Genomic DNA, 19,490 nt, shown 5'->3' with positions numbered 1-19,490 from the left:
ACTCTCATCCAGGACCTGATGATCCACCCTTGGCGAGTCACACGCCCGCGGCGCAGGTATCCGCAGATCATCTATCAGTGGATAGGTGCGTCCTTGTCGCCGCTGTTTCGCTTCGGTGGAGTAGATGCGAGACCCGAGACCGAAGGAGCCGACCATGGCGAAATGGACCGCAAGTGATCTGCCGGATCTGACCGGGCGTACGGCCGTGGTCACCGGCGCGACGAGCGGGATCGGCCTGATCACCGCGCGCGAACTCGCACGGGCCGGAGCCCGTGTGGTGCTGGCGGTTCGCGACCCGGACAAGGGCGACCGGGCTGTTCGGGACATGCCCGGCAATACCGAGGTGCGGCAGCTCGATGTGGCCGACCTGACCTCGGTCCGGAGTTTCGCGCGGGCATGGACCGGCGATATCGACATTCTCGTCAACAATGCGGGAATCATGGAGGTTCCCCTCGCCTATACCGCCGATGGCTTCGAATCGCAGGCTGCCACAAACTATTTCGGCCCGTTCGCATTGACGAATCTGCTGTTGTCGCACGTTACCGATCGGGTCATCACGGTCTCCTCGCAATTGCATCGCCGGGGGCGGGTCCGCCTCGACGATCTCAACTGGAGACAGCGGCGGTACAACCCCACGGCCGCGTACTGCGATTCCAAGCTCGACGTGACCGTCTTCGCGCTGGAACTCGATCGTCGCCTCGCGGCCTCCGGTAGCCGGGTGCGCTCGCTGCTGGCGCATCCGGGCATCGCGAGTACGAACCTCACCGCCCATGTCGGTGGCGGGCGGGCGATTCTGTACAAGGCACTGGGGTCGGTATTGAACGATGCCGAGCGTGGAGCGTTGCCGACCCTGTTCGCGGCCGTCAGTGATATTCCGGGCGGCTCGTATGTGGGACCCGACGGGTTCGGTGGCATCAAAGGGTTTCCCACGATCGGCAAGACCTCACGTGCTGCTCGGGACATGGATGTCGCACATGCTTTGTGGGACAACACTGTTCAGCTCACCGGCGCCGGTGAGCAGCTCCCGGCAGCCCCCGGAACTCTGCACGACCGGTAGTGCCGCCGCTGCTTCTATAGGGTGACCCCCGACAACTTGAAACCAGAGGGATGTGCTGAATGAACGTGGCGTATTGGATCGTTGCCGGTGTACTTTCCGTGTTCTACGTGTATTCCGGTGGGACCAAAGTGGTGCAGTCCAAGGAAAAGCTGCGGCCGATGATGGGCTGGATCGATACCGTGCCGATGAGCTTCGTGCGCACGATCGGCGGGCTGGAGGTGCTCGGCGCGTTCGGGCTGATCCTGCCGCCGCTGACCGGTATCGCGCTGGTGCTCGCCCTGCTCGCGGCTGTCGGGCTGGCATTGGTGCAGGTCGGTGGGCTGGCGCTGCACATCAGCCGGCGTGAGTTCAAGGTGATCGGGCTGAATATCTTCCTGCTCGTCCTCGCCTGCGTCGCCGCGTGGCTCGCGACCACCTGGCTGTAGCGCGAACCGCTGGTGGCAACCGCTCAAGCCTGTGAGCTGTACCCGGCCGGCTTGTTCCGGACATCGGCATTGAGGCCGCCCTGCAGCAAGGTCATGAAGCTGTAGGGCACGGCCGCAGGGGGAGCGCTGATCTCGTCCAGCCGGTGGCGGAGTTCTTCAGGGAGCGTGAAATCGAGAGACGTCACGGTCGACTGGATCTGGTGAAGTTTGCTGGCGCCCAAGAGAACCGAGCCCACCGCGGGCCGGTTGGCCACCCAGTTCACGGCCACTTCCGCGGGGCTGCGGCCGACCTGCTCGGCCACCGCGGCCAGTTCGGTCACGATGCGCCAATTGCGTTCACTGCGGTTGTCCTGCGAAGGCCGGTGGATGGCAGCGACTTTGACGCGTCCCTCGGGCAGGTCCTCGGTGGCCGAGGCATCGGCGGAGTACTTGCCCGACAGCAAGCCCTTGGCCAGCGGACCCCATGTCATCAGACCCATGCCCAATTCCTGTGCCAGGGATGGGAATTCGTATTCCAGTCCGCGCTCGGCCAGTGAGTACTCCAGTTGCAGTGCGATCAGCGGCGCGTAATCGCGCCACTCGGCCAGCGTCTGGGCGCGTGCGGCGTACCAGGCGGGGACGTCCGAGAACGCGATGTAGCGCACCTTGCCCGAGGACACCAGATCGTCCATCCCGCGCATCACCTCTTCCACCGGGGTCAGGCCGTCCCACGCGTGCATGATGTAGAGATCGATGTAGTCGGTGCCGAGCCGGCGCAGTGAATCCTCCAGGCAGTGCAGCATGGCTTTGCGGCCGTTGCCCGCGAGATTGGGATCACCGGCCCGCGCTCCGAGGGTGAACTTGGTGGACAGCACCGTGCGATCCCGAATCCCGCGCTCGGCGAGCAGTTTCCCGACCAGTTCCTCGCTGGCGCCACCGCTGTAGGCGTTCGCGGTATCGACAAAATTGCCACCCGCCTCCAGGTAGGCGTCGAAGATCTGCCCCGAGGTCTCGGCATCCGCGCCCCAGTCCGACTGCCCGAAAGTCATGGTGCCCAGGGCGAGTGGGCTGACCCGCAGTCCCGAACGGCCCAGCGTGTAGTAGGTGTCGAGCGCCATGATGCCTCCGTGCTGATCAATTTCTCATTACGATACTGAACGTGCAGTATCGTAATAGTAAGCTGGTCATCATGACAACCCCCGGTGAACCGGCCACCCCCGGCAGGCCACGCAGCGAACGCGCCCGCCAAGCAGTCCTCACCGCGGCGCGCGAGCTACTCACCGATAAGGGTCTCCCCGGCCTGAGCGTCGACGACATCGCCCGCAGCGCGGGCGTCAGCAAGAACACCATCTACCGCTGGTGGCCCAACAAAGCAGCGGTCCTCATGGACGCCTTCGCCGAAGCCACCAGCCCCAAACTGGAATTCCCCGCCGACGGCGACGCCCTCACCAACCTCCGAACCCAGGTCCGCCAGGTCGCCCACCTGATGAACGCCCCCCGCGCCCGCCGCCCCTTCGTCGCCCTCGTCGCCGCCAGCCAGCACGACCCCGAACTGGCCGCAGCCCTCCGCGAACGCTTCATCGCCACCCGCCGAGCAGGCGCCCACGCCATGATCTCGAAAGCCATCGACACCGGCGATTTCCGCCGAAACCTGGACCCCGACATCATCATCGACCTGATCTACGGCGCCCTCTACTACCGCCTCCTGATCACCGGCGCCCCCCTCAACGCCGACTACGCCGACCACCTACTCGACAACATCGAACCAGCCCTCCGCCCGGACGGACGATAAGCCGATCGCCGGCTTATCGCCGAACCGGTGTCTAGCGGAAGGCTTCGGCGTGGGTTGTGGCCCACTGGGCGAAGGTTCGGGGGGTGCGGCCGGTGATGTGTTCGACGGTGGGGCGGACTATGGATTCGTCGATGGCGCCGTTGACGTAGAAGTCGAAGAAGGCGTCGATGTATTCGACGGGGGTGTTGCTGAGCATATCGGCGCGGGATTCGTCGGGGGTGAGGCCTACACACTGGAGGTCGCGGCCCAGGACTTCGGCGAGGATGGCGATCTGGTCGGCGGGACGGAGGGGTTCCGGGCCTGTAGGCCAGAGGATTTCGCCGTTGTAGGTGTCTTCGAGGAGAGCGCGAGAAGCTACTGCCGCGAGGTCGTAGGAGTCCAGGGATGCGGTGCGTACGTCGGGGAAATTGGCGCGGACCACATCTCCGGCGCGGAGTTGGGGGAGCCAGCGCAGCGCATTGGAGTCGAAGGCGCAGGGGCGCAGGATAGTCCAGGAGACACCGGATTCGGTGACCTCTTTTTCGGACGCCATCATGTATCGCGTGACAGCGTTGCCGGTATCGCCGGTTGCCGCTGAAACACCTGAGAGCTGCACAATGTGCTCGACGCCCGCCTTCGCGGCGGCCTCGGCCACACCCGGATAGCCGGGCAGCAGGAACAGTGCGCGCACACCCTCGAGCACGGACCCCAGCGTGTCCGGTGCCGTCAGATCGGCGGCGACTGCCTCGACGCCGGCGGGCAGGACGGCCCGCTGCGGGTCACGCACCAGTGCCCGTACCGGTTCCGCGCCGCCGGCCAGGGACTGCACCAGATCCGCGCCGACATTGCCGGTCGCACCCGTCACCAGAATCATGCTCAACAACCCCTTATCAGTGGTTCCCGGATGGGCTACCCGATCTCAGGAATACACGAAAACACAACGGGTGGAGCATATTAGACGCAACCCCTACGGTGTCGGCGGATCATTCCAGGTCGTAGGCGACCGGGTGCAGCGGCTGATACAGGCCGACCTCACCCGCACCCGGCACCAGGAAGCTGGTGATCCGCCCCCAGCGCTCCTGGGTGATCTCCGAGGTGAACTCGACATCCTCGGCCCGCAGCTCCGCCACGGTGGCCTCGAGGTCGTCGCACATGAAATAGACCGCGGCCATACCGCTCTCCGGCGGCGCGGCCGGATGGACAGCGAGTTCGGCGGGCGGCGATTTGAAGATGAGCCAGTCGCCGCCCGCATCCACATTCGGCAGCTTCAGCACATCCCGGAAGAATGCCCGCGCGCGGTCGGCGTCGGAGGCGTAGATGATGGTGTGCGCACCATTGATCATGGATCGACGCTAGCAGTGCGCGGTCGTCCGCTTCGGCAGATCACGGGGTGGGTCGAGCGTCAGCTCCGCACCGGGGCGAGCAGCGTTTCCAGCAGCAGGCGGGCGAAGGCTTCGGGTTCATCGGTGAAACCGCTGTGGCCGCCCGGGAATTCGGTGATCTCGATGCCGAGCCGGTTGGCGAGTTCTGCCGCTGGACGTGCCGGAAGGTGTGTTCCGGTCTCCCGGCCCGAGCCCAGCACCAGTCGATCGACAACACCGGCGAGCGCATCGATATCCGGAATATACGAAGTGAACTGGCGCAGTTCGTGTTCCATCATGATCGGGGAATTGGCCTGCAGGCGCGTCATCATGGCAGCGGCCCTGGGCGGCAGCTCCGCAGGCGCCGGCATCGGCTTCAATGTCCCGCCGATCCCTTCCAGGAATCGCATACCCGCCGCGACCAGGCCCTCGGTGCGGAAGAGCGTGTACACCTCCTCGACGAAGGCACGCTGCTCCTCGGCATCGGGAAGGATTGCGAAGCACGGCGGTTCGTGCGCGACCAGCCGCCGGATGCGCTCCGGATGCCGAGCCAGCAGATCCAGGCCGACAATCGCCCCGCTGCTGCCGCCGAATACGTAGGCGGGCTCATCGGTGAGATGCGTGATCAGCCGGTAGGCGTCATCGCTCTGCACCTGCACCCGCTGGTCCCGCGGCTCCGCGCCGTCGAGGGTGCTGCGGGAGTAGCCGCGCGGATCGAGGCAGGCCACGGTGAAGTGCTCGGCGAGCAGATCCGCGATCGGATCGACCACCGCGGCATCCCCGCCGCCACCCGGAATCATCAGCAGCAGTGGACCATTGCCGCGCACCTCGTAATAGAGGTGCGCGCCGGGCACGCGGAGGGTATCGGATCTCATCGGTTCTCCTTGATGGTCGGCCACTGCAGCAGCAGGACGTGCAGGGCATCCAGAATGTGTGCCCACGAACTGTCGGTTTCGCGGGAGTGCGCGAAGCCACCGCTCGTCTCGAGCGTGGCGTAGCCGTGAAAAGTGCTGCGCAACAACCGGCCTGCGTCGATGAGGTCGTCATCGTCGAGGTGGTAGGCGCGCAGCATGGCGGTCGTGAGTTCCACGCTGCGCAGCAGGCCGGGGGCGTCGGCGATCGCGGCGGGATCGACCCGGCTCTGTGTGGCGGCATAGCGGCCCGGATACCGAACCGCGAAGTCGCGGTACGCATCCGCGAATGCGACAAGTGCGTCCTTGCCCGCTCGTCCCGCGACGGCCGCGGCAATCTTGTCGGTCATCTCGACGGCGCCCAGCAGCGCGATACGCGTGCGCAGATCCTGCAGATTGCGCACATGCGAGTAGAGGCTCGGATCCTTCACACCGAACTTCCTGGCGACCGCGGACAGCGTCACATTGTCGAACCCGACCTCGTCGGCGAGTTCGGCGGCGGCGCGGGTAATGCGATCGGCGGACAGGCCCGCTCGGGGTGACATCGCAGCTCTCCGTTCTTCCTATGAAGATTAGGCAGAAACCTAATATACATAGGTTTCCGGTCTCGGCAAATGGCCCCGAACCCGTCTACCTGCGCGATGGCCCTTGACTTTCCTGATGGGAAAGTGGGAATCTTACTTTCCTAGTAGGAAAGTAAGGGAGTCGTCATGGACAACACCGCACCTGATCAAGCCCGCGCCGCACTCGATGCGGCCGCCGCCGCGCAACGCCGAGTCGCCGAGGAGGTCGGCCTGCCGCGCGGTTACTGGTGGGCAATGGCCGCCGGGTGGCTCGTGCTCGGAGTGATCGGCGGCGTCGGGCCGACATGGCTCATCACGGTCGCCACCCTGGCCTTCGGCATGGGACATTCGGCCCTCGCGTCACGATTGCTCGATGGTCGGCGGCGCACGGATCAACTCCAGGTCAGCTCATCGGTCGCGGGACGCCGCACCCCGCTGGTTGTGATCGGCATGCTGCTCGGGCTCGTTGCGCTCACCATCGGTGTGGCATTCGCGCTCGATGCCGACGGAGCCAGGCATGCCGGTATCTGGGCGGGCGTATTCGTCGCGGCCGTCATCGGATTCGGCGGCCCGGAGATGCTGCGGGTGCTGCGCCGCTGGGCCCGGGCATGACAACTGCGCGGTTCGACGAGCTGATTCATCCGAGCACCCGGCTCACCCTCGTCGCGACTCTCGCCGCCGCCGACTGGGCCGAGTTCGCCTTCCTCAAAGATCGTCTGGGGCTGTCGGATTCGGCCCTGTCCAAACAGCTCGCGACGCTCGAGGAGGCCGGATACGTCCTCACCGAACGGCGGCTCGACGGTGGCCGGCGCAAGGTGCGCGCCCAATTGACGAGTACCGGGCGCGATGCCTTCAACGGTCATATCGCGGCACTGCAGGAAATTGTCGCCGGTGTCGCGCCACCGGTGGTAGGTGAGTGAGGCACCGGAATCTAAGGTGAGGGCGCGCGTTCGTCGATGCCCGGCACGAGAGATCGTCTGCCGAGTGAGGAGTTGGTCATGCCCACAGCCGAGATCGCGAGCCGGCGAAGTCTGCGTCGGCTCGCCGCGGTGGCGGCGGCGTGCACCACGGCGGGCATTGCGACCGGTACGGCACATGGCAATTCGCCGCTCATCGAGGCGGGAACGACGTACGTCGCGCTGGGCAGCTCCTATGCCGCCGGTCCGGCTCTCGAGCCGATTGCCGACATCGATTGCCTGCGTTCCGGGTCCGACTACGCGCATCAGGTCGCGGACCGCTTCCATCTGAATCTGGTCGACGCCACCTGCAGCGGCGCCACCAGCGCCGATATCCTGACCAACCACCAACACGGAGTCACCGGCCGGAGCCTCGCACCGCAGATCGATGCCGTCACCTCCGACGCACGTCTGGTCACCATCACCATTGGCGGGAACGACCTCGGATACGTCGGTGCGCTGACCACACTGAGTTGCCGAAACACCCTCGGCCCCAATGCCTGTAGCGGCAAGGCCGTGCAGGCCACGGCCGCCGACTTGGACCGGGTGAAAAGTTCGCTCACCGAGGTGGTCAATACCGTTCGCGCGAAGGCCCCGGACGCGACCGTCATGCTGGTCGACTACCTACCTGTCCTCGACGTCCATGCCGAAACCTGCGCCGCCGTGCCTCTCACCCCGGACCAGGCAACAGCCTTGCGCGCCACCTACACCGGCCTGCTCGCCGCCACCCAGCACGCCGCCGACGCCACAGGCGCGACTGTGGTGCGTGCCGCTGCGGACGAATCCCAGCACACCGCCTGCGGACCGCAACCCTGGGTCACCGGTTTCGAACTTCCGAATCCGATGGCAGGCAAAGGCGCTCCGTACCACCCCAATTCCTCCGGCATGGCCGCCGTCGCGGATGCGATCACCACAATTCTCGGCCACGAGACGACTGAGCAGTAGGCAGCCGACTCGCGGAGTTGGCAGGTTCCGATGAATCCGGGCCGGGCGTACCGTCTCAAATGGTGTAAGCGTCGCCTGCCCATTGGGAGTAACCATGACCTCGACCACCCCCGTGACCACCGGCTTCCTGACCGTGCCCGACGGCCGCCTCTATTACGAAGTACGCGGCAGCGGGCCGCTGCTGGCGCTGGTGGGTGCGCCGATGGATTCGGGGCCGTTCGTTCCCGCCGCGGAACTGCTCGCGTCCGATTACACGGTGCTCACCCCGGACCCGCGCGGGCACGGCAAGAGCACACTGAACGATCCGAATCAGGACTCCACCCCCGAACTGCGTGCCGATGATCTGGCACGGCTGATCACCGATCTCGATGCGGGCCCGGCCATTGTGATCGGGTCCAGTGGCGGCGCCATCACCGGTCTTGCGCTGGCTCTGCATCACCCAGAGGTGGTGTCCACACTCATCGCGCACGAGCCGCCACTGCGTGAACTCCTCGACGATCGTGACGCCTTGCGCGCCGAGGCCGAGGACATCATCGACACCTACAGCTCGGTCGATGCCGAAGCCGGAGTGCGAAAGTTCTTCGCCATGACCGGACTGGCCATGCCGGAGCCGGTCATGCAGCAGATGTTCGCCAATCCACGCAATCCCGAGGCCGTCGCCTCCGAAGCGTTCTTCTACAAGCACGAATTCCGCGGCACCGCGGGCTGGGAGCCCGACCTGGACGGTCTGCGCGCGACTCCCACCCGCGTCATCATCGGCATCGGTGACACCTCCACCGACAAGTTCTGCGATCGCACCTCCCGCAAGCTCGCGGCGGCGCTGGGTATCGAGCCGGAGCTGTTCCCCGGCGGCCACGGCGGCTTCGTGGAGGATCCGGAAGCCTTCGTCAAGCGGGTGCGAGAAGTGCTGCGGGACAACTGAAGACCGTGCGGCCGGGTCGAGATCCGGCCGCATCCGCTCGCCTGTCGTAGGACATTCCGTCAGTTCGGCGGGATGACCCAGCGGGTGTAGGTGTTCTCCGGATTGACGGTGATCACATCGGCCAGATCGATGATTCGGTCGGGAACTTCGCCGTCGAAGTGTTCGAGGCCGACCGTGATGACCGCATCGGCCTCGAGCTGGGAGACCGCATCGCGCAGCTGCTCGATCGGCTCGTCCGTCTCCGGTCCGAACACCAGCATCTTGCACAGGTCATAGCCCAAACGTTTTGCCAGGTGCTGTATTTGGGCGATATCCCACTGCTGGTGCGCGGCAGACACATCATGGCGCAGGTATCCGATCGCCCCCGGTTGCTGTCGCATCTGCCCCTCCTTCCGCGGATCCGGCTCGGTTCTCTACTTCAACGCTATGGCACTGCCCGCCATCCTGCGAGGAAAACTCCTGGGAGTGCGGGGCAATTGCGCGTCAGGGCTTTCCGGCGCCCGGCGCGGGAGCGCGGAACGCGACAATCTGCCCCGTGGGTTCCGAGGCTTCGGGCCCACCCCAATTCTGGCCCACCACATACAGATACGGGTTTTCGCCCCGGCTGAGCGCACAGGCGAACGCACCCCGGTCGAGCTCGACGGTGGCCAGTATCGCCCCGCCCTCGGCGACCCGGACGCAATGCCGATTGCCCACATCGGCGTACCAGACCGCATTCTCGGCATCGATACAGATCCCGTCCGGATGGTCGCCCGGAGTCGCCGCCCAGACCCGGCGATTGCCGAGACCGCCGTCGGGCTCGATGTCATAGGCGGTCAGCTGTTCCGCATAGGATTCCGCGACGATCAGCGTCCGCCCGTCGGGCGTGATCGCCATCCCGTTCGGGAAGGCGAGGTTGTCGGCGACCTGCCGAACGGTGCCGTCCGCCGTGACCACGACAACGAACCCCGGCGCGAATTCCTCTGCGGGGAAATTGAATCCGATGCTGTTGACGTAGGCATAACCCCGGTCATCGACCACAATATCGTTCCACGGCTTCTCCGACACCGCGGACAGGTCGGCATGCCGAACCAGCGATCCGTCGGCCGCGCGGCGCAGCAACTGGCGCTGCGCCGAATCCACGATCAGCAATTGCCCGTCCGGCAGAAAGTCGATGCACATCGGAAACGACGGAATCTTCACGATCACCTCGTGCCCGCCGTCCCGGCCGAGCGCGATCACCTCGTTCGCTCCCCAGTCGGAGAACCAGAGTTTTCCCTCGTGCCAGCGCGGAGACTCACCGAACACGATTCCCCGCATAAGAATCTCGGGCTCATTCACGTCGCGACGTCCTTTCTGGGTCGGTAGTAATGGTGACGGCCCCGGCCTCGAAAACTCATCGTTCGACACGCATACAGTTCGATGCATATTCGGACTGGCGAAGTTCGTCTCGAAGGTGCAGGCCACCACCGGTTCGGCAAAGCTGGACATGGGTCTTCTACGAGGATCCTTTCCCGGACAGCCCGGCGGTGGATCATTCGACCCTGCGTTCGAGCCCGCAGGCCGCGAACTGGGTTGTGGACCAACTGTATTCACGCTGAGACCGAACGAAGCCGCCGTCGGCGAACTTCGCGAGGATGTCCAGCTCTTCCTGATCGAACTTGCACGACAGGTCGGCGCAAGCGTGACGACAGGGCCTTTCTGCAGACTCCGTTCATGAGCAAAGCGGCAGTCATGACGTCGATGACCATCAATTCAGTGCAGGCGCCGGATGGCACCCGAATCGGGTACCGGCAGATCGGGGAAGGTCCGGGGCTGGTCCTTGTGCACGGTGCGATGATGGCTTCGAAGGACTTCGAAACACTTGCCGGTCTTCTCGCCGCGGACTTCACGGTGTATGTTCCCGATCGCCGAGGTCGCGGGAGGAGCGGGCCCTTCGGTCCCGGCTATGGCATCAGGACCGAAATCGATGATCTGGCAGCCCTGTTGGAGGAGACCGGCGCACACTACGTTTTCGGTCTCAGTGCCGGTGCGACCGTCGCGCTGCACGCCGCACGCGCCCTGCCGCAGATCACCAAGTTGGCCCTCTACGACGCGCCGCTCGCTGATGCCGACGGCATCTCACCGCTCGGCTGGCTGGACCGCTACGAGTACGAAATGAACTACGGCAAGACCGCCACGGCGTTTGTCACCGTGGTCAAGGGGACCGGTGATATCGGCGGCGTCGCGAAACTCCCCAGATTTGTGTTGACGCCGGTGATCGCCCTGATGTTGCGACTGAACAAGGGCACGGAGGACGACCCGTCCCTGGGTGATCTGCTCCCCACTGTGCGCTACGACGTGGGCATGGTCGAAAGCGTCATCGGTGACAAGGATTTCGGCGCGCTGGGCTGCGATACCCTCCTGCTCGGTGGCGAGATGAGCATCGGCTACCTCCGGGACGCTTCGGACACTCTGGAGAAGCTGCTGCCGGACGTCCGCCGCGTCACGCTCCCCGGAGTCGGTCATACAGCGGCATTGAATGATGAGAAGCCCGAACTCGTCGCCGCCGAACTCCGCAATTTCTTCCGATGACAACAAAAGGCCCGCCACGAAATCGCGGCGGGCCTTTGTTCGTGGGATCAGTGTGCGAAGGTGGCCGCGTTCTTGGCGAGGTCCAGCAGGGGCTGGGGGAAGATGCCGAGGACGAGGGTTGATGCCGCGGTCAGGGCGACCACCGTGGTGGTGAGGGTGGGGGAAACGACGGTGGCGGAAGTGGTGGGTGCGTCGGTGAAGAACATCAGGACGATGACGCGGATGTAGAAGAAGGCCGCGATGGCGCTGCTGATCACACCGACGATGACCAGGGTTGCGGCCTCGCCGGAGGACGCGGCTTCGAAGACTGCGAACTTGGCGATGAAGCCGCTGGTGAGCGGAATTCCGGCGAAGGAGAGCAGGAACAGGGAGAAGATGGACGCGAGCCAGGGAGAGCGGCGTCCCATTCCCGCCCAGGCCGAGAGAGACGTTGCCTCGTCACCGTTTTCGTCGCGGACCAGGCTGACCACGGCGAAGGCGCCGAGGGTTCCGAGGCCGTAGACCGCGAGGTAGAACAGCACCGAGGAGACGCCCGCCGTATTGGCGGCGACCAGGGCCGTGAGAATGAAGCCGGCGTGCGCCACCGACGAATACGCGAGCATACGCTTCATATCCGTCTGCGTGATGGCGAAGACCGCGCCGACCACCATGGTGGCAATGGCGATGGCCGCGAGCACCGGCCGCCAGTCATTGCGCAGCCCGGGGACCGCCACGTAGAGCACCCGCAACATGGCGCCGACCGCCGCGATTTTGGTTGCGGCGGCCATGAATCCGGTGATCGGAGTAGGCGCGCCCTGGTACACATCGGGCACCCAGGACTGGAACGGCACCGCACCGATCTTGAAGAGCAGCCCGACGGCCAGCATGCCCACACCCAGCACCGCCAGGGTGTGCGAGGAGCTGGTGTCGCGGGCAACCGCATCGGCGATCCCGGAGAGCCGTACGGTCCCGGCGTAGCCGTAGAGCAATGCCATTCCGTAGAGGAAGAACGCCGACGAGAACGCGCCCAGCAGGAAGTACTTCAATGCCGCTTCCTGCGACAGCAACCGCTGTCGGCGGGCCAGCCCGCACAGCAGGTACAGCGGCAGCGACAGCACTTCCAGCGCCACGAACATCGTCAGCAGATCATTGGACGCCGGGAAGAGCATGAGCCCGGCCACCGCGAAGAGCGTGAGCGGGAAGACCTCGGTGGTGGCGACTCCCGCTCGCGTAGCGGCGATTTCGTCGGAACTGCCCGGCATGGACGCGGCCTGCGGAGCAAAGGCGTCCACCCCGCGCGAGGCGGTGAGGCTCCAGGTGCCCGGCCCTTCCTTGCGCACCGGCTGCCGATCGGACCGGCGCTCGGCAATGAACAGCAGCCCGAGGATCGAGACGACCAGGATGGTGCCCTGCAAATACAGCGTCACCCCGTCGATGGCGACCGCCCCGACCACCGCGGTCTCATTGGTGCCGCGCAGCCCGATCACCGCGCCGAGCGCGACACCCATGCCGCCGAGCCCGAGGATCAGTTGAATCAGGTACCGGGATTGCCTGGGCGCGAACGCCTCCACCAGTACGCCCGCGACCGCGACGCCGAACACGATGAGCATCGGCGCGAGATCGCGGTACTCGATACTCGGCGCGGGAACGGACACGGTGGCGAGGATCAAGGGTGTAGCACTCACTTGTGAGCACCTCCGCTAGGTGTCTGTGCGGCTTCGGGTTTCACGGCCGGCGCCGGATCGTGCTGTCCGATGGTGTCGAGCGTGCGGGCCACCGCCGGATCGATGCGGTCCAGAACGGGTTTCGGGTACGCGCCCAGGAACAGCAGCGCGGCGATGAGCGGGACCACGACCACCATTTCTCGGGGCAGCAGGTCGTAGAGCCGCTCATTGCCCTCCTTGACCGGCCCGGTCATCATCCGCTGGTACATCCACAGCACATACAGCGCCGCGAGCACCAGGGCGCTGGCCGCGAAGATCGCCGCCACCGGGTACCGCGTGAATGTGCCGATCAGCACCAGGAATTCGCTGATGAAAGGTGCGAGTCCGGGCATCGAGAGCGTCGCCAGACCGGAGATGAAGAAGGTGCCCGCCAGAATCGGCGCGACCTTCTGCACCCCGCCGTACGCGGCAATGAGCCGACTTCCCCTGCGCGACACCAGGAATCCAGCGATCAGGAACAGCGCCGCGGTGGAGATCCCGTGATTGACCATGTACAGCGTCGCCCCGGATCCGCCCTGCGTGGTGAGCGCGAAGATCCCGAGAATGATGAAGCCGAAGTGCGAGATCGAGGTGTAGGCGATGAGCCTCATGACATCGGTCTGCCCGATGGCCAGTAGCGCCCCGTAGATGATGCCGATCACCGCGAGCACACTGATGAACGGCGCGTAAGTCGCTGTGGCGGAGGGGAACAGCAGCAGGCAGTAGCGCAGCATGCCGAAGGTCCCGACCTTGTCGACCACCGCCATCATGAGTACCGCACTGGCCGGAGTGGCGGCCACGGCCGCATCCGGCAACCAGGTGTGCAACGGCCACAGCGGCGCTTTCACCGCGAAGGCGAACATGAATCCGAGGAACAGCGCGTTCAGCACCGCGGGCGTCGCGCCCAGCTGCCCGGAGTTGGCGGCATGCATCACGACCCGGAAATCGAACGTCCCGGCCCCGTGCAAGCCGAGCTTCTCCCGCGCGGTCAGTACATACAGCCCGATGACCGCCGCCAGCATGATGAGCCCGCCGAACAGGTTGTACAGCAGGAACTTCACCGCCGCCCGCGACCGCTGGGCCCGCATGCCCGGATCTCCCACACGCGGCCCGAACCCGCCGATGAGGAAGTACATCGGGATGAGCATGACCTCGAAGAAGACGTAGAACAGCAGAATGTCCAAGGCGGTGAAGGAGATCAGCACCATGGCTTCCACCACGAGCATGAGCGCCACGTAGTAGTGCGCCACGCGCGGACCGTTGCCGACCTCGCGCTCGTCCTGCCAGCCGGCGAGAATGAGCAGCGGCGCCAAACCTGCGGTGAGCAGGATCAGCACCAGGGCGATACCGTCGATGCCGAGGGTGTATCCGGCCCCGAAGGCCGGAATCCACTCCCGCGATTCGACGAACTGATACTGCGCCCCACCGGTTTTGAACTGCGTGGCCAGCCAGATCGCGATCCCGAGCGTGCCCAGCGACACCAGCAGCGCGAAGATTCGCGCCCCGCTGCGCCAGGCGGACGGGAAGAACAGCACCAGCGCGGCCCCCACCATGGGCACCGCCCACAGCATTGTCAGCCAGGGAAAGTCACTCAAAACAACCTCACCGCCAGCAGGGCGGCGGCCACCAGTGCCGCGCCGGTGAACATGGACAGAGCGTAGGAGCGCACAAAACCGGTCTGCAGCCGCCGGACTCGGCCCGACAGCCCGCCGATCATGGCGGCGGTGGTATTGACCAGACCGTCGATACCGCGATTGTCGACGAAGACCAGCGAGCGGGTCAGATGCTGACCGGGCCGCATGAACGCACCCTCGTTGAACGCGTCGCCGTAGAGATCGCGGCGGGCCGCCTGGGTGAGAGCCGTTCCCTCCGGGGCGATTTCGGGAATCGGATGCGCCGCGTACTGGTCGTAGGCCACCCATGCGCCCGCGGCCACCACGGCCAGGGCGAAGAAGGTGATGGCCCACACGGGGATGATCGGCTCACCGTGATGGGTGCCGACCACCGGCGCCAGCCAATTCTGCAGCGAGGAACCGTAGGCCAGCAGTGCGCCGGAGGTGACGGAACCGATGGCCAGCAGGATCATCGGGCCGGTCATGGAGGCGGGGGATTCGTGCGGATGCACCCCTTCCTTCCAGCGCTTCTCACCGAAGAAGGTGAGCAGCATGACGCGGGTCATGTAGAACGCGGTGATACCCGCACCGGCCAGCGCCGCGAGTCCGGTGATGATGCCGCCGAATCCGCCGTGCGCGAAGGCTGCTTCGATAATCCGGTCCTTGGACCAGAACCCCGCGAAGGGCGGCACTCCGAGGATGGCGAGATAGCCGAGCCCGAAGGTGACGTAGGTGATCGGCAGCAGTTTGCGCAGTCCGCCGTACCTTCGCATGTCGGTTTCGTCGTCCATGGCGTGCATGACCGACCCCGCACCGAGGAACAGCCCGGCCTTGAAGAACCCGTGTGTCAGCAAATGCATGATGGCTGCGGCATATCCGACCGGGCCGAGGCCCGCCGCCAGAATCATGTAGCCGATCTGACTCATCGTCGAGGCGGCGAGGGCCTTCTTGATGTCGTCCTTGGCGCAGCCGATGATCGCGCCGTACAGCAGCGTGACCGCACCGACCGCCATCACCGCGGCCTGCGCGCCCGGCGCCAGATCGAAGATCGGATTCGAACGCGCGATCAGATACACACCGGCGGTGACCATGGTGGCCGCGTGGATGAGCGCCGACACCGGAGTCGGGCCCTCCATCGCGTCCCCGAGCCAGGCCTGCAGCGGCACCTGCGCCGACTTACCGCACGCGCCGAGCAGCAGCAGCAGGCCGATGGCAGTGAGGGTTCCACTGCTCGCCTGATGCGCCGCCCCGAACACCGTCCGGAAGTCGATGCTGCCGAAGGTCGCGAACATGATCATGAGCGCGATCGCCAGACCCATATCGCCGACCCGGTTGACCACGAACGCCTTCTTGGCAGCGGTTGCGGCGGAAGGCTTGTGGTACCAGAACCCGATCAGCAGGTACGACGCCAGACCGACGCCTTCCCAGCCGAGATACAGCACCAGGAAGTTGTCCGCGAGCACCAGCACCAGCATGGCCGCCAGGAACAGATTGAGGTAGGCGAAGAACCGCCGCCGTCCCTCGTCGTGTGCCATGTACCCGATCGAATAGATGTGGATCAGCGATCCGACACCGGTGATCAGCAGCGCGAAGCACATCGACAGCTGATCCAATTGCAGTGCGGCATCGACCTTGAACCCGGTGACCGGCACCCAGCTGAACAGGGTGTAGTGCACGCCGCGAGTGGCATTGGAGCGATCGAGCATCTCCGAGAAGGCCCAGATCGCCACCCCGAAGGATCCTAGAGCCAGCGCGGTACCGACCCAGTGACCCCACTTATCGCTGATTCGTCCCAGCATCAGCAGGAATACGGCGCCGCCGAGGGGCAGCGCCGGCAGCAGCCACAGCATCATCTGTGCAGTTGTCATGGTTAGTACCGCAGCAGACTGGCGTCGTCGACCGAGGTCGAGCGGCGGGCACGGAAGATGGTCATGATGATGGCCAGGCCGACCACGACCTCGGCGGCCGCGACCACCATGGTGAAGAAGGCGAACACCTGCCCGTCCAGATTGGCGTGCAGCCGGGCGAAGGTGACAAACGCCAGGTTCACCGCATTGAGCATGAGCTCGATGCACATGAACACCACGATCGCATTGCGCCGCACCAGCACTCCGGCCGCGCCGATGGTGAAGAGCAGGGCGGAGAGATACAGATAGTTGTCCGGGTTCACCGCGAGCCTTCCTCTGAATTGTCGTCACCACTGCCGCTGCCGACCGTGCGCACCACCGCTTCCTCGTGGGCGCGATTGCGGCGATGCCGCAGAATGGAACTGACCGACAGCTCCTCGAAGGAGCCGTCCGGCAGTCGCGCCGGTGCGTCGACGGCATTGTGGCGGGCGTACACGCCGGGTGTCGGCAGCGGTGTGACCCGCCTGCCGTCCCGGAATCGCTGTTTGGACAGTTCGCGCTGATCGGCGCGCGGGCCGAACTTCTCCCGGTGCGCGAGCACCATGGCGCCGATGGTGGCGGTGATGAGCAGTGCGCCGGTCAGTTCGAAGGCCCAGACGTAGCGCACGAAGATGAGTTCGGCCAGCGCCCCGATGGCATCCTTACCGCCCAGCCCCGGGCCGGTGGCCGCGACGCTGGTGGACTTCATACCGCGCGCGAGCGCGGCGATGATCAGCATGCCGAACCCGACGCCGACGACGATGACCGCAATCCGCTGGCCCCGCAATGTCTCTCGCAGCGATTCCTGCGAGTCCACGCCGACCAGCATCAACACGAACAGGAACAGCATCATGACCGCGCCGGTGTAGACGACAATCTGCACAATGCCCAGGAACAGCGCGTTCTCGGCGATATAGAAGGCCGAGAGCGTGATCATGGTGGCCGCCAGGCACAGTGCCGAATGCACGGCCTTGCGTGCGCACACCATGCCCAGCGCGCCGACCACCGCGATGACGGCCAGAATCCAGAACTGCACGGCCTCGCCGGTGGAGGTGTGCGTGATCACCTGCTGCGCCGGTTGGGCGTAGAGGGAATTCATCGCTTGACCCCTCCTTCGACTCCCGCGAGTTCGACTGCCGCACCGGGGACTTCACCGCGGTAGTAGGTGCCCTCGTCCGCGCCCGGGTACATGGCGTGCGGCGCGGGCTGCATACCCGCCAGCATGGGCGCGAGCAGATCCCGCTTCTCGAGGATGAGATCGGCGCGATTGTCATCGGCCATCTCGTACTCGTTGGTCATGGTCAGCGCCCGGGTCGGGCACGCCTCGATGCACAGGCCGCAACCGATGCAGCGCAGGTAGTTGATCTGATAGACCTGGCCGTAGCGCTCACCGGGTGAGAAGCGCTCCTCCTCGGTGTTGTCCGCGCCCTCCACATAGATGGCGTCGGCCGGGCAGGCCCAGGCGCACAGCTCGCAGCCGATGCACTTCTCCAGCCCGTCCGGATGCCGATTGAGCTGGTGCCGCCCGTGATAGCGCGGCGCCGTCGGGGTTTTGACCTCCGGGTACATCTCGGTATTCGGCTTCTTGAACATGGTGGCGGCGGTGACGTAGAACCCGCCGAGCGGTTCCAGCAGACCGGATTTCGGTGTCGAGGCCATCGGCTCGGCCGGCATGGGCGGCACCGGAAAGTCCGAATACATCCGGGTCGCATCCGCATCCGGTGCGGCCTTGGAACGATCGTCGCCCGCATGCCCGGCGCGCAGCACCATGCCGATCATCACCGCGGCGACCACCAGGCCGCCGATGACCATGCCCGGCGTCTGGACGTGAATGCCGTTGTTCTGCAGCGCGCGCAGCGTCGCCACGAACATGACCCAGGCCAGCGAGATCGGAATCAGCATCTTCCAGCCGAGATTCATGAACTGGTCGTAGCGCAGTCGCGGCAGGGTGCCACGCAACCAGATGAACACGAACAGGAAGGTCCACACCTTGGCGACGAACCAGATCATCGGCCACCAGCCGTGATTGGCGCCCGCCCACAGGCTGATCGGGAACGGCGCGTGCCAGCCGCCGAAGAACAGCGTGGTGGCCAGCGCGGAAACCGTCGCCATATTGATGTACTCGGCCATCATGAACATGGCGAACTTCAGCGAGGAGTACTCGGTGTGGAAACCGCCGACCAGCTCACCCTCGGCCTCGGGCAGATCGAAGGGCGCACGGTTGGTCTCACCGACCATGGACACCGCGTAGATGAGGAACGAAGGCAGCAGCAGGAAGACGTACCAGGTGCCGAACTGCGCCCGCACGATATCCGAGGTGGCCATACTGCCCGAGAGCAGGAAGACCGCCGCGAAGCACAGCGCCATGGCGATCTCGTAGGAGATGACCTGCGCGGTGGAGCGCAACCCGCCCAGCAGCGGGTAGGTGGAGCCGGAAGACCAGCCCGCCAGCACGATTCCGTACACACCCACCGAGGCCATGGCCAGCACGTAGAGCACACCCACCGGCATATCCGTCAGCTGCAGCGGCGTGCGGTGCCCGAACATGGAGACCTCGGGCCCGAACGGAATCACCGCGAACGCCATCACGGCCGGAATCAGCGAAATGATCGGCGCCAGAATGAAGATGGGCTTGTCCACGATGGTCGGGATGATGTCCTCTTTGAGGAGCATCTTCACGCCGTCGGCAATGGACTGCAGACTCCCGCGCGGGCCGACCCGGTTCGGGCCGACGCGCATCTGCATGAACGCCACGATCTTGCGCTCCGCGTACACCGCCAGCATCGGGATGAGCAGCAGGAAGACGAAGATGCCGACGGATTTGATCAGCACCAGCCACCACGGGTCGTGGCCGAACATACTCAGA

The 19,490-nt window shown here is 65.4% G+C and carries 21 protein-coding genes and 1 pseudogene; 8 read left to right on the top strand and 14 right to left on the bottom strand.

The window, feature by feature from the left end; translation table 11 throughout:
* Positions 1–154 precede the first annotated feature (154 nt).
* Positions 155–1,057 (top strand): oxidoreductase, encoded by a 903-nt coding sequence (locus ABZX86_RS28540; RefSeq protein ID WP_355127746.1) that lies wholly within the window; start codon positions 155–157, stop codon positions 1,055–1,057.
* Between the two features lie 59 nt (positions 1,058–1,116).
* Positions 1,117–1,482: a DoxX family protein gene (locus tag ABZX86_RS28535; RefSeq protein WP_355127745.1), complete on the top strand. Its 366-nt coding sequence runs from the start codon at positions 1,117–1,119 to the stop codon at positions 1,480–1,482.
* Positions 1,483–1,505: 23 nt separating this feature from the next.
* On the opposite strand, the gene ABZX86_RS28530 is transcribed toward ABZX86_RS28535, so the two are convergent.
* Positions 1,506–2,579, bottom strand: coding sequence for an aldo/keto reductase (locus tag ABZX86_RS28530; RefSeq protein WP_355127744.1), 1,074 nt, complete (start codon positions 2,577–2,579; stop codon positions 1,506–1,508).
* 71 nt (positions 2,580–2,650) lie between these two features.
* Here ABZX86_RS28530 and ABZX86_RS28525 point away from each other — a divergent pair, with 71 nt between their 5' ends.
* On the top strand, positions 2,651–3,253 hold the full coding sequence (locus tag ABZX86_RS28525) for a TetR/AcrR family transcriptional regulator (protein ID WP_355127743.1): 603 nt from the start codon (positions 2,651–2,653) through the stop codon (positions 3,251–3,253).
* 31 nt (positions 3,254–3,284) lie between these two features.
* Here ABZX86_RS28525 and ABZX86_RS28520 read toward each other — a convergent pair whose 3' ends face one another.
* The 4 genes from ABZX86_RS28520 to ABZX86_RS28505 form a co-directional block, all read right to left on the bottom strand.
* Positions 3,285–4,106: an NAD(P)H-binding protein gene (locus tag ABZX86_RS28520; RefSeq protein WP_355127742.1), complete on the bottom strand. Its 822-nt coding sequence runs from the start codon at positions 4,104–4,106 to the stop codon at positions 3,285–3,287.
* A 109-nt stretch (positions 4,107–4,215) separates the two neighbouring features.
* Complete coding sequence (locus ABZX86_RS28515) at positions 4,216–4,575, bottom strand: VOC family protein (protein ID WP_327139434.1); 360 nt, start codon at positions 4,573–4,575, stop codon at positions 4,216–4,218.
* Positions 4,576–4,634: 59 nt separating this feature from the next.
* A complete protein-coding gene (locus tag ABZX86_RS28510; RefSeq protein WP_355127741.1) occupies positions 4,635–5,468 on the bottom strand; it encodes an alpha/beta hydrolase in 834 nt (277 codons plus the stop codon).
* Positions 5,465–6,049 carry a WHG domain-containing protein gene (locus tag ABZX86_RS28505; RefSeq protein ID WP_355127740.1) on the bottom strand — a complete coding sequence of 195 codons (585 nt, stop codon included), beginning with the start codon at positions 6,047–6,049 and terminating at the stop codon, positions 5,465–5,467. Before ABZX86_RS28505 ends, ABZX86_RS28510 begins: the two co-directional genes overlap by 4 nt.
* 165 nt (positions 6,050–6,214) lie before the next feature.
* Here ABZX86_RS28505 and ABZX86_RS28500 point away from each other — a divergent pair, with 165 nt between their 5' ends.
* From ABZX86_RS28500 to ABZX86_RS28485, 4 genes are all read left to right on the top strand, one after another.
* Entirely contained in the window at positions 6,215–6,679 is a 465-nt protein-coding gene (locus tag ABZX86_RS28500; protein ID WP_355127739.1) for a hypothetical protein, read from the top strand.
* Complete coding sequence (locus ABZX86_RS28495) at positions 6,676–6,987, top strand: transcriptional regulator (protein WP_355127738.1); 312 nt, start codon at positions 6,676–6,678, stop codon at positions 6,985–6,987. Before ABZX86_RS28500 ends, ABZX86_RS28495 begins: the two co-directional genes overlap by 4 nt.
* Before the next feature lie 78 nt (positions 6,988–7,065).
* Complete coding sequence (locus ABZX86_RS28490) at positions 7,066–7,968, top strand: SGNH/GDSL hydrolase family protein (RefSeq protein WP_355127737.1); 903 nt, start codon at positions 7,066–7,068, stop codon at positions 7,966–7,968.
* A gap of 94 nt (positions 7,969–8,062) precedes the next feature.
* Complete coding sequence (locus ABZX86_RS28485) at positions 8,063–8,890, top strand: alpha/beta hydrolase (protein WP_355127736.1); 828 nt, start codon at positions 8,063–8,065, stop codon at positions 8,888–8,890.
* A gap of 59 nt (positions 8,891–8,949) precedes the next feature.
* Here the strand turns inward: ABZX86_RS28485 and ABZX86_RS28480 are convergent, their stop codons facing one another.
* Both ABZX86_RS28480 and ABZX86_RS28475 read right to left on the bottom strand, forming a co-directional pair.
* Entirely contained in the window at positions 8,950–9,270 is a 321-nt protein-coding gene (locus ABZX86_RS28480) for a hypothetical protein (RefSeq protein WP_355127735.1), read from the bottom strand.
* A gap of 103 nt (positions 9,271–9,373) precedes the next feature.
* Complete coding sequence (locus ABZX86_RS28475) at positions 9,374–10,210, bottom strand: SMP-30/gluconolactonase/LRE family protein (RefSeq protein WP_355127734.1); 837 nt, start codon at positions 10,208–10,210, stop codon at positions 9,374–9,376.
* Positions 10,211–10,585: 375 nt separating this feature from the next.
* On the opposite strand from ABZX86_RS28475, the gene ABZX86_RS28470 reads away from it, so the two are divergent.
* Complete coding sequence (locus ABZX86_RS28470) at positions 10,586–11,443, top strand: alpha/beta hydrolase (protein ID WP_355127733.1); 858 nt, start codon at positions 10,586–10,588, stop codon at positions 11,441–11,443.
* Between the two features lie 47 nt (positions 11,444–11,490).
* On the opposite strand, the gene nuoN is transcribed toward ABZX86_RS28470, so the two are convergent.
* The 7 genes and pseudogenes from nuoN to nuoH all read right to left on the bottom strand — a co-directional run.
* Positions 11,491–13,107, bottom strand: coding sequence for an NADH-quinone oxidoreductase subunit NuoN (nuoN, locus tag ABZX86_RS28465; protein WP_355127732.1), 1,617 nt, complete (start codon positions 13,105–13,107; stop codon positions 11,491–11,493).
* The gene (locus tag ABZX86_RS28460) at positions 13,104–14,720 is read right to left on the bottom strand and encodes an NADH-quinone oxidoreductase subunit M (RefSeq protein WP_355127731.1); all 1,617 of its coding nucleotides are present in this window, start codon (positions 14,718–14,720) and stop codon (positions 13,104–13,106) included. The genes nuoN and ABZX86_RS28460 overlap by 4 nt, the downstream gene beginning before the upstream one ends.
* Complete coding sequence (gene nuoL, locus ABZX86_RS28455; RefSeq protein ID WP_355128286.1) at positions 14,717–16,588, bottom strand: NADH-quinone oxidoreductase subunit L; 1,872 nt, start codon at positions 16,586–16,588, stop codon at positions 14,717–14,719. The genes ABZX86_RS28460 and nuoL overlap by 4 nt, the downstream gene beginning before the upstream one ends.
* Positions 16,589–16,608: 20 nt before the next feature.
* Entirely contained in the window at positions 16,609–16,908 is a 300-nt protein-coding gene (nuoK, locus tag ABZX86_RS28450) for an NADH-quinone oxidoreductase subunit NuoK (protein WP_297617092.1), read from the bottom strand.
* The gene (locus ABZX86_RS28445) at positions 16,905–17,723 is read right to left on the bottom strand and encodes an NADH-quinone oxidoreductase subunit J (protein WP_355127730.1); all 819 of its coding nucleotides are present in this window, start codon (positions 17,721–17,723) and stop codon (positions 16,905–16,907) included. Before ABZX86_RS28445 ends, nuoK begins: the two co-directional genes overlap by 4 nt.
* On the bottom strand, positions 17,720–18,283 hold the full coding sequence (gene nuoI, locus ABZX86_RS28440; protein WP_355128284.1) for an NADH-quinone oxidoreductase subunit NuoI: 564 nt from the start codon (positions 18,281–18,283) through the stop codon (positions 17,720–17,722). The genes ABZX86_RS28445 and nuoI overlap by 4 nt, the downstream gene beginning before the upstream one ends.
* Positions 18,275–19,483 (bottom strand): annotated as a pseudogene (gene nuoH, locus ABZX86_RS28435) (NADH-quinone oxidoreductase subunit NuoH); the annotation flags it as partial. The gene nuoI and the pseudogene nuoH, both read right to left, overlap by 9 nt.
* Positions 19,484–19,490 lie beyond the last annotated feature (7 nt).

Source organism: Nocardia sp. NPDC006630, assembly GCF_040611495.1.
Classification (GTDB): domain Bacteria; phylum Actinomycetota; class Actinomycetes; order Mycobacteriales; family Mycobacteriaceae; genus Nocardia.
Note: the sequence above shows the minus strand (reverse complement) of the source record. Positions and strands in the feature narration are given on the sequence as shown.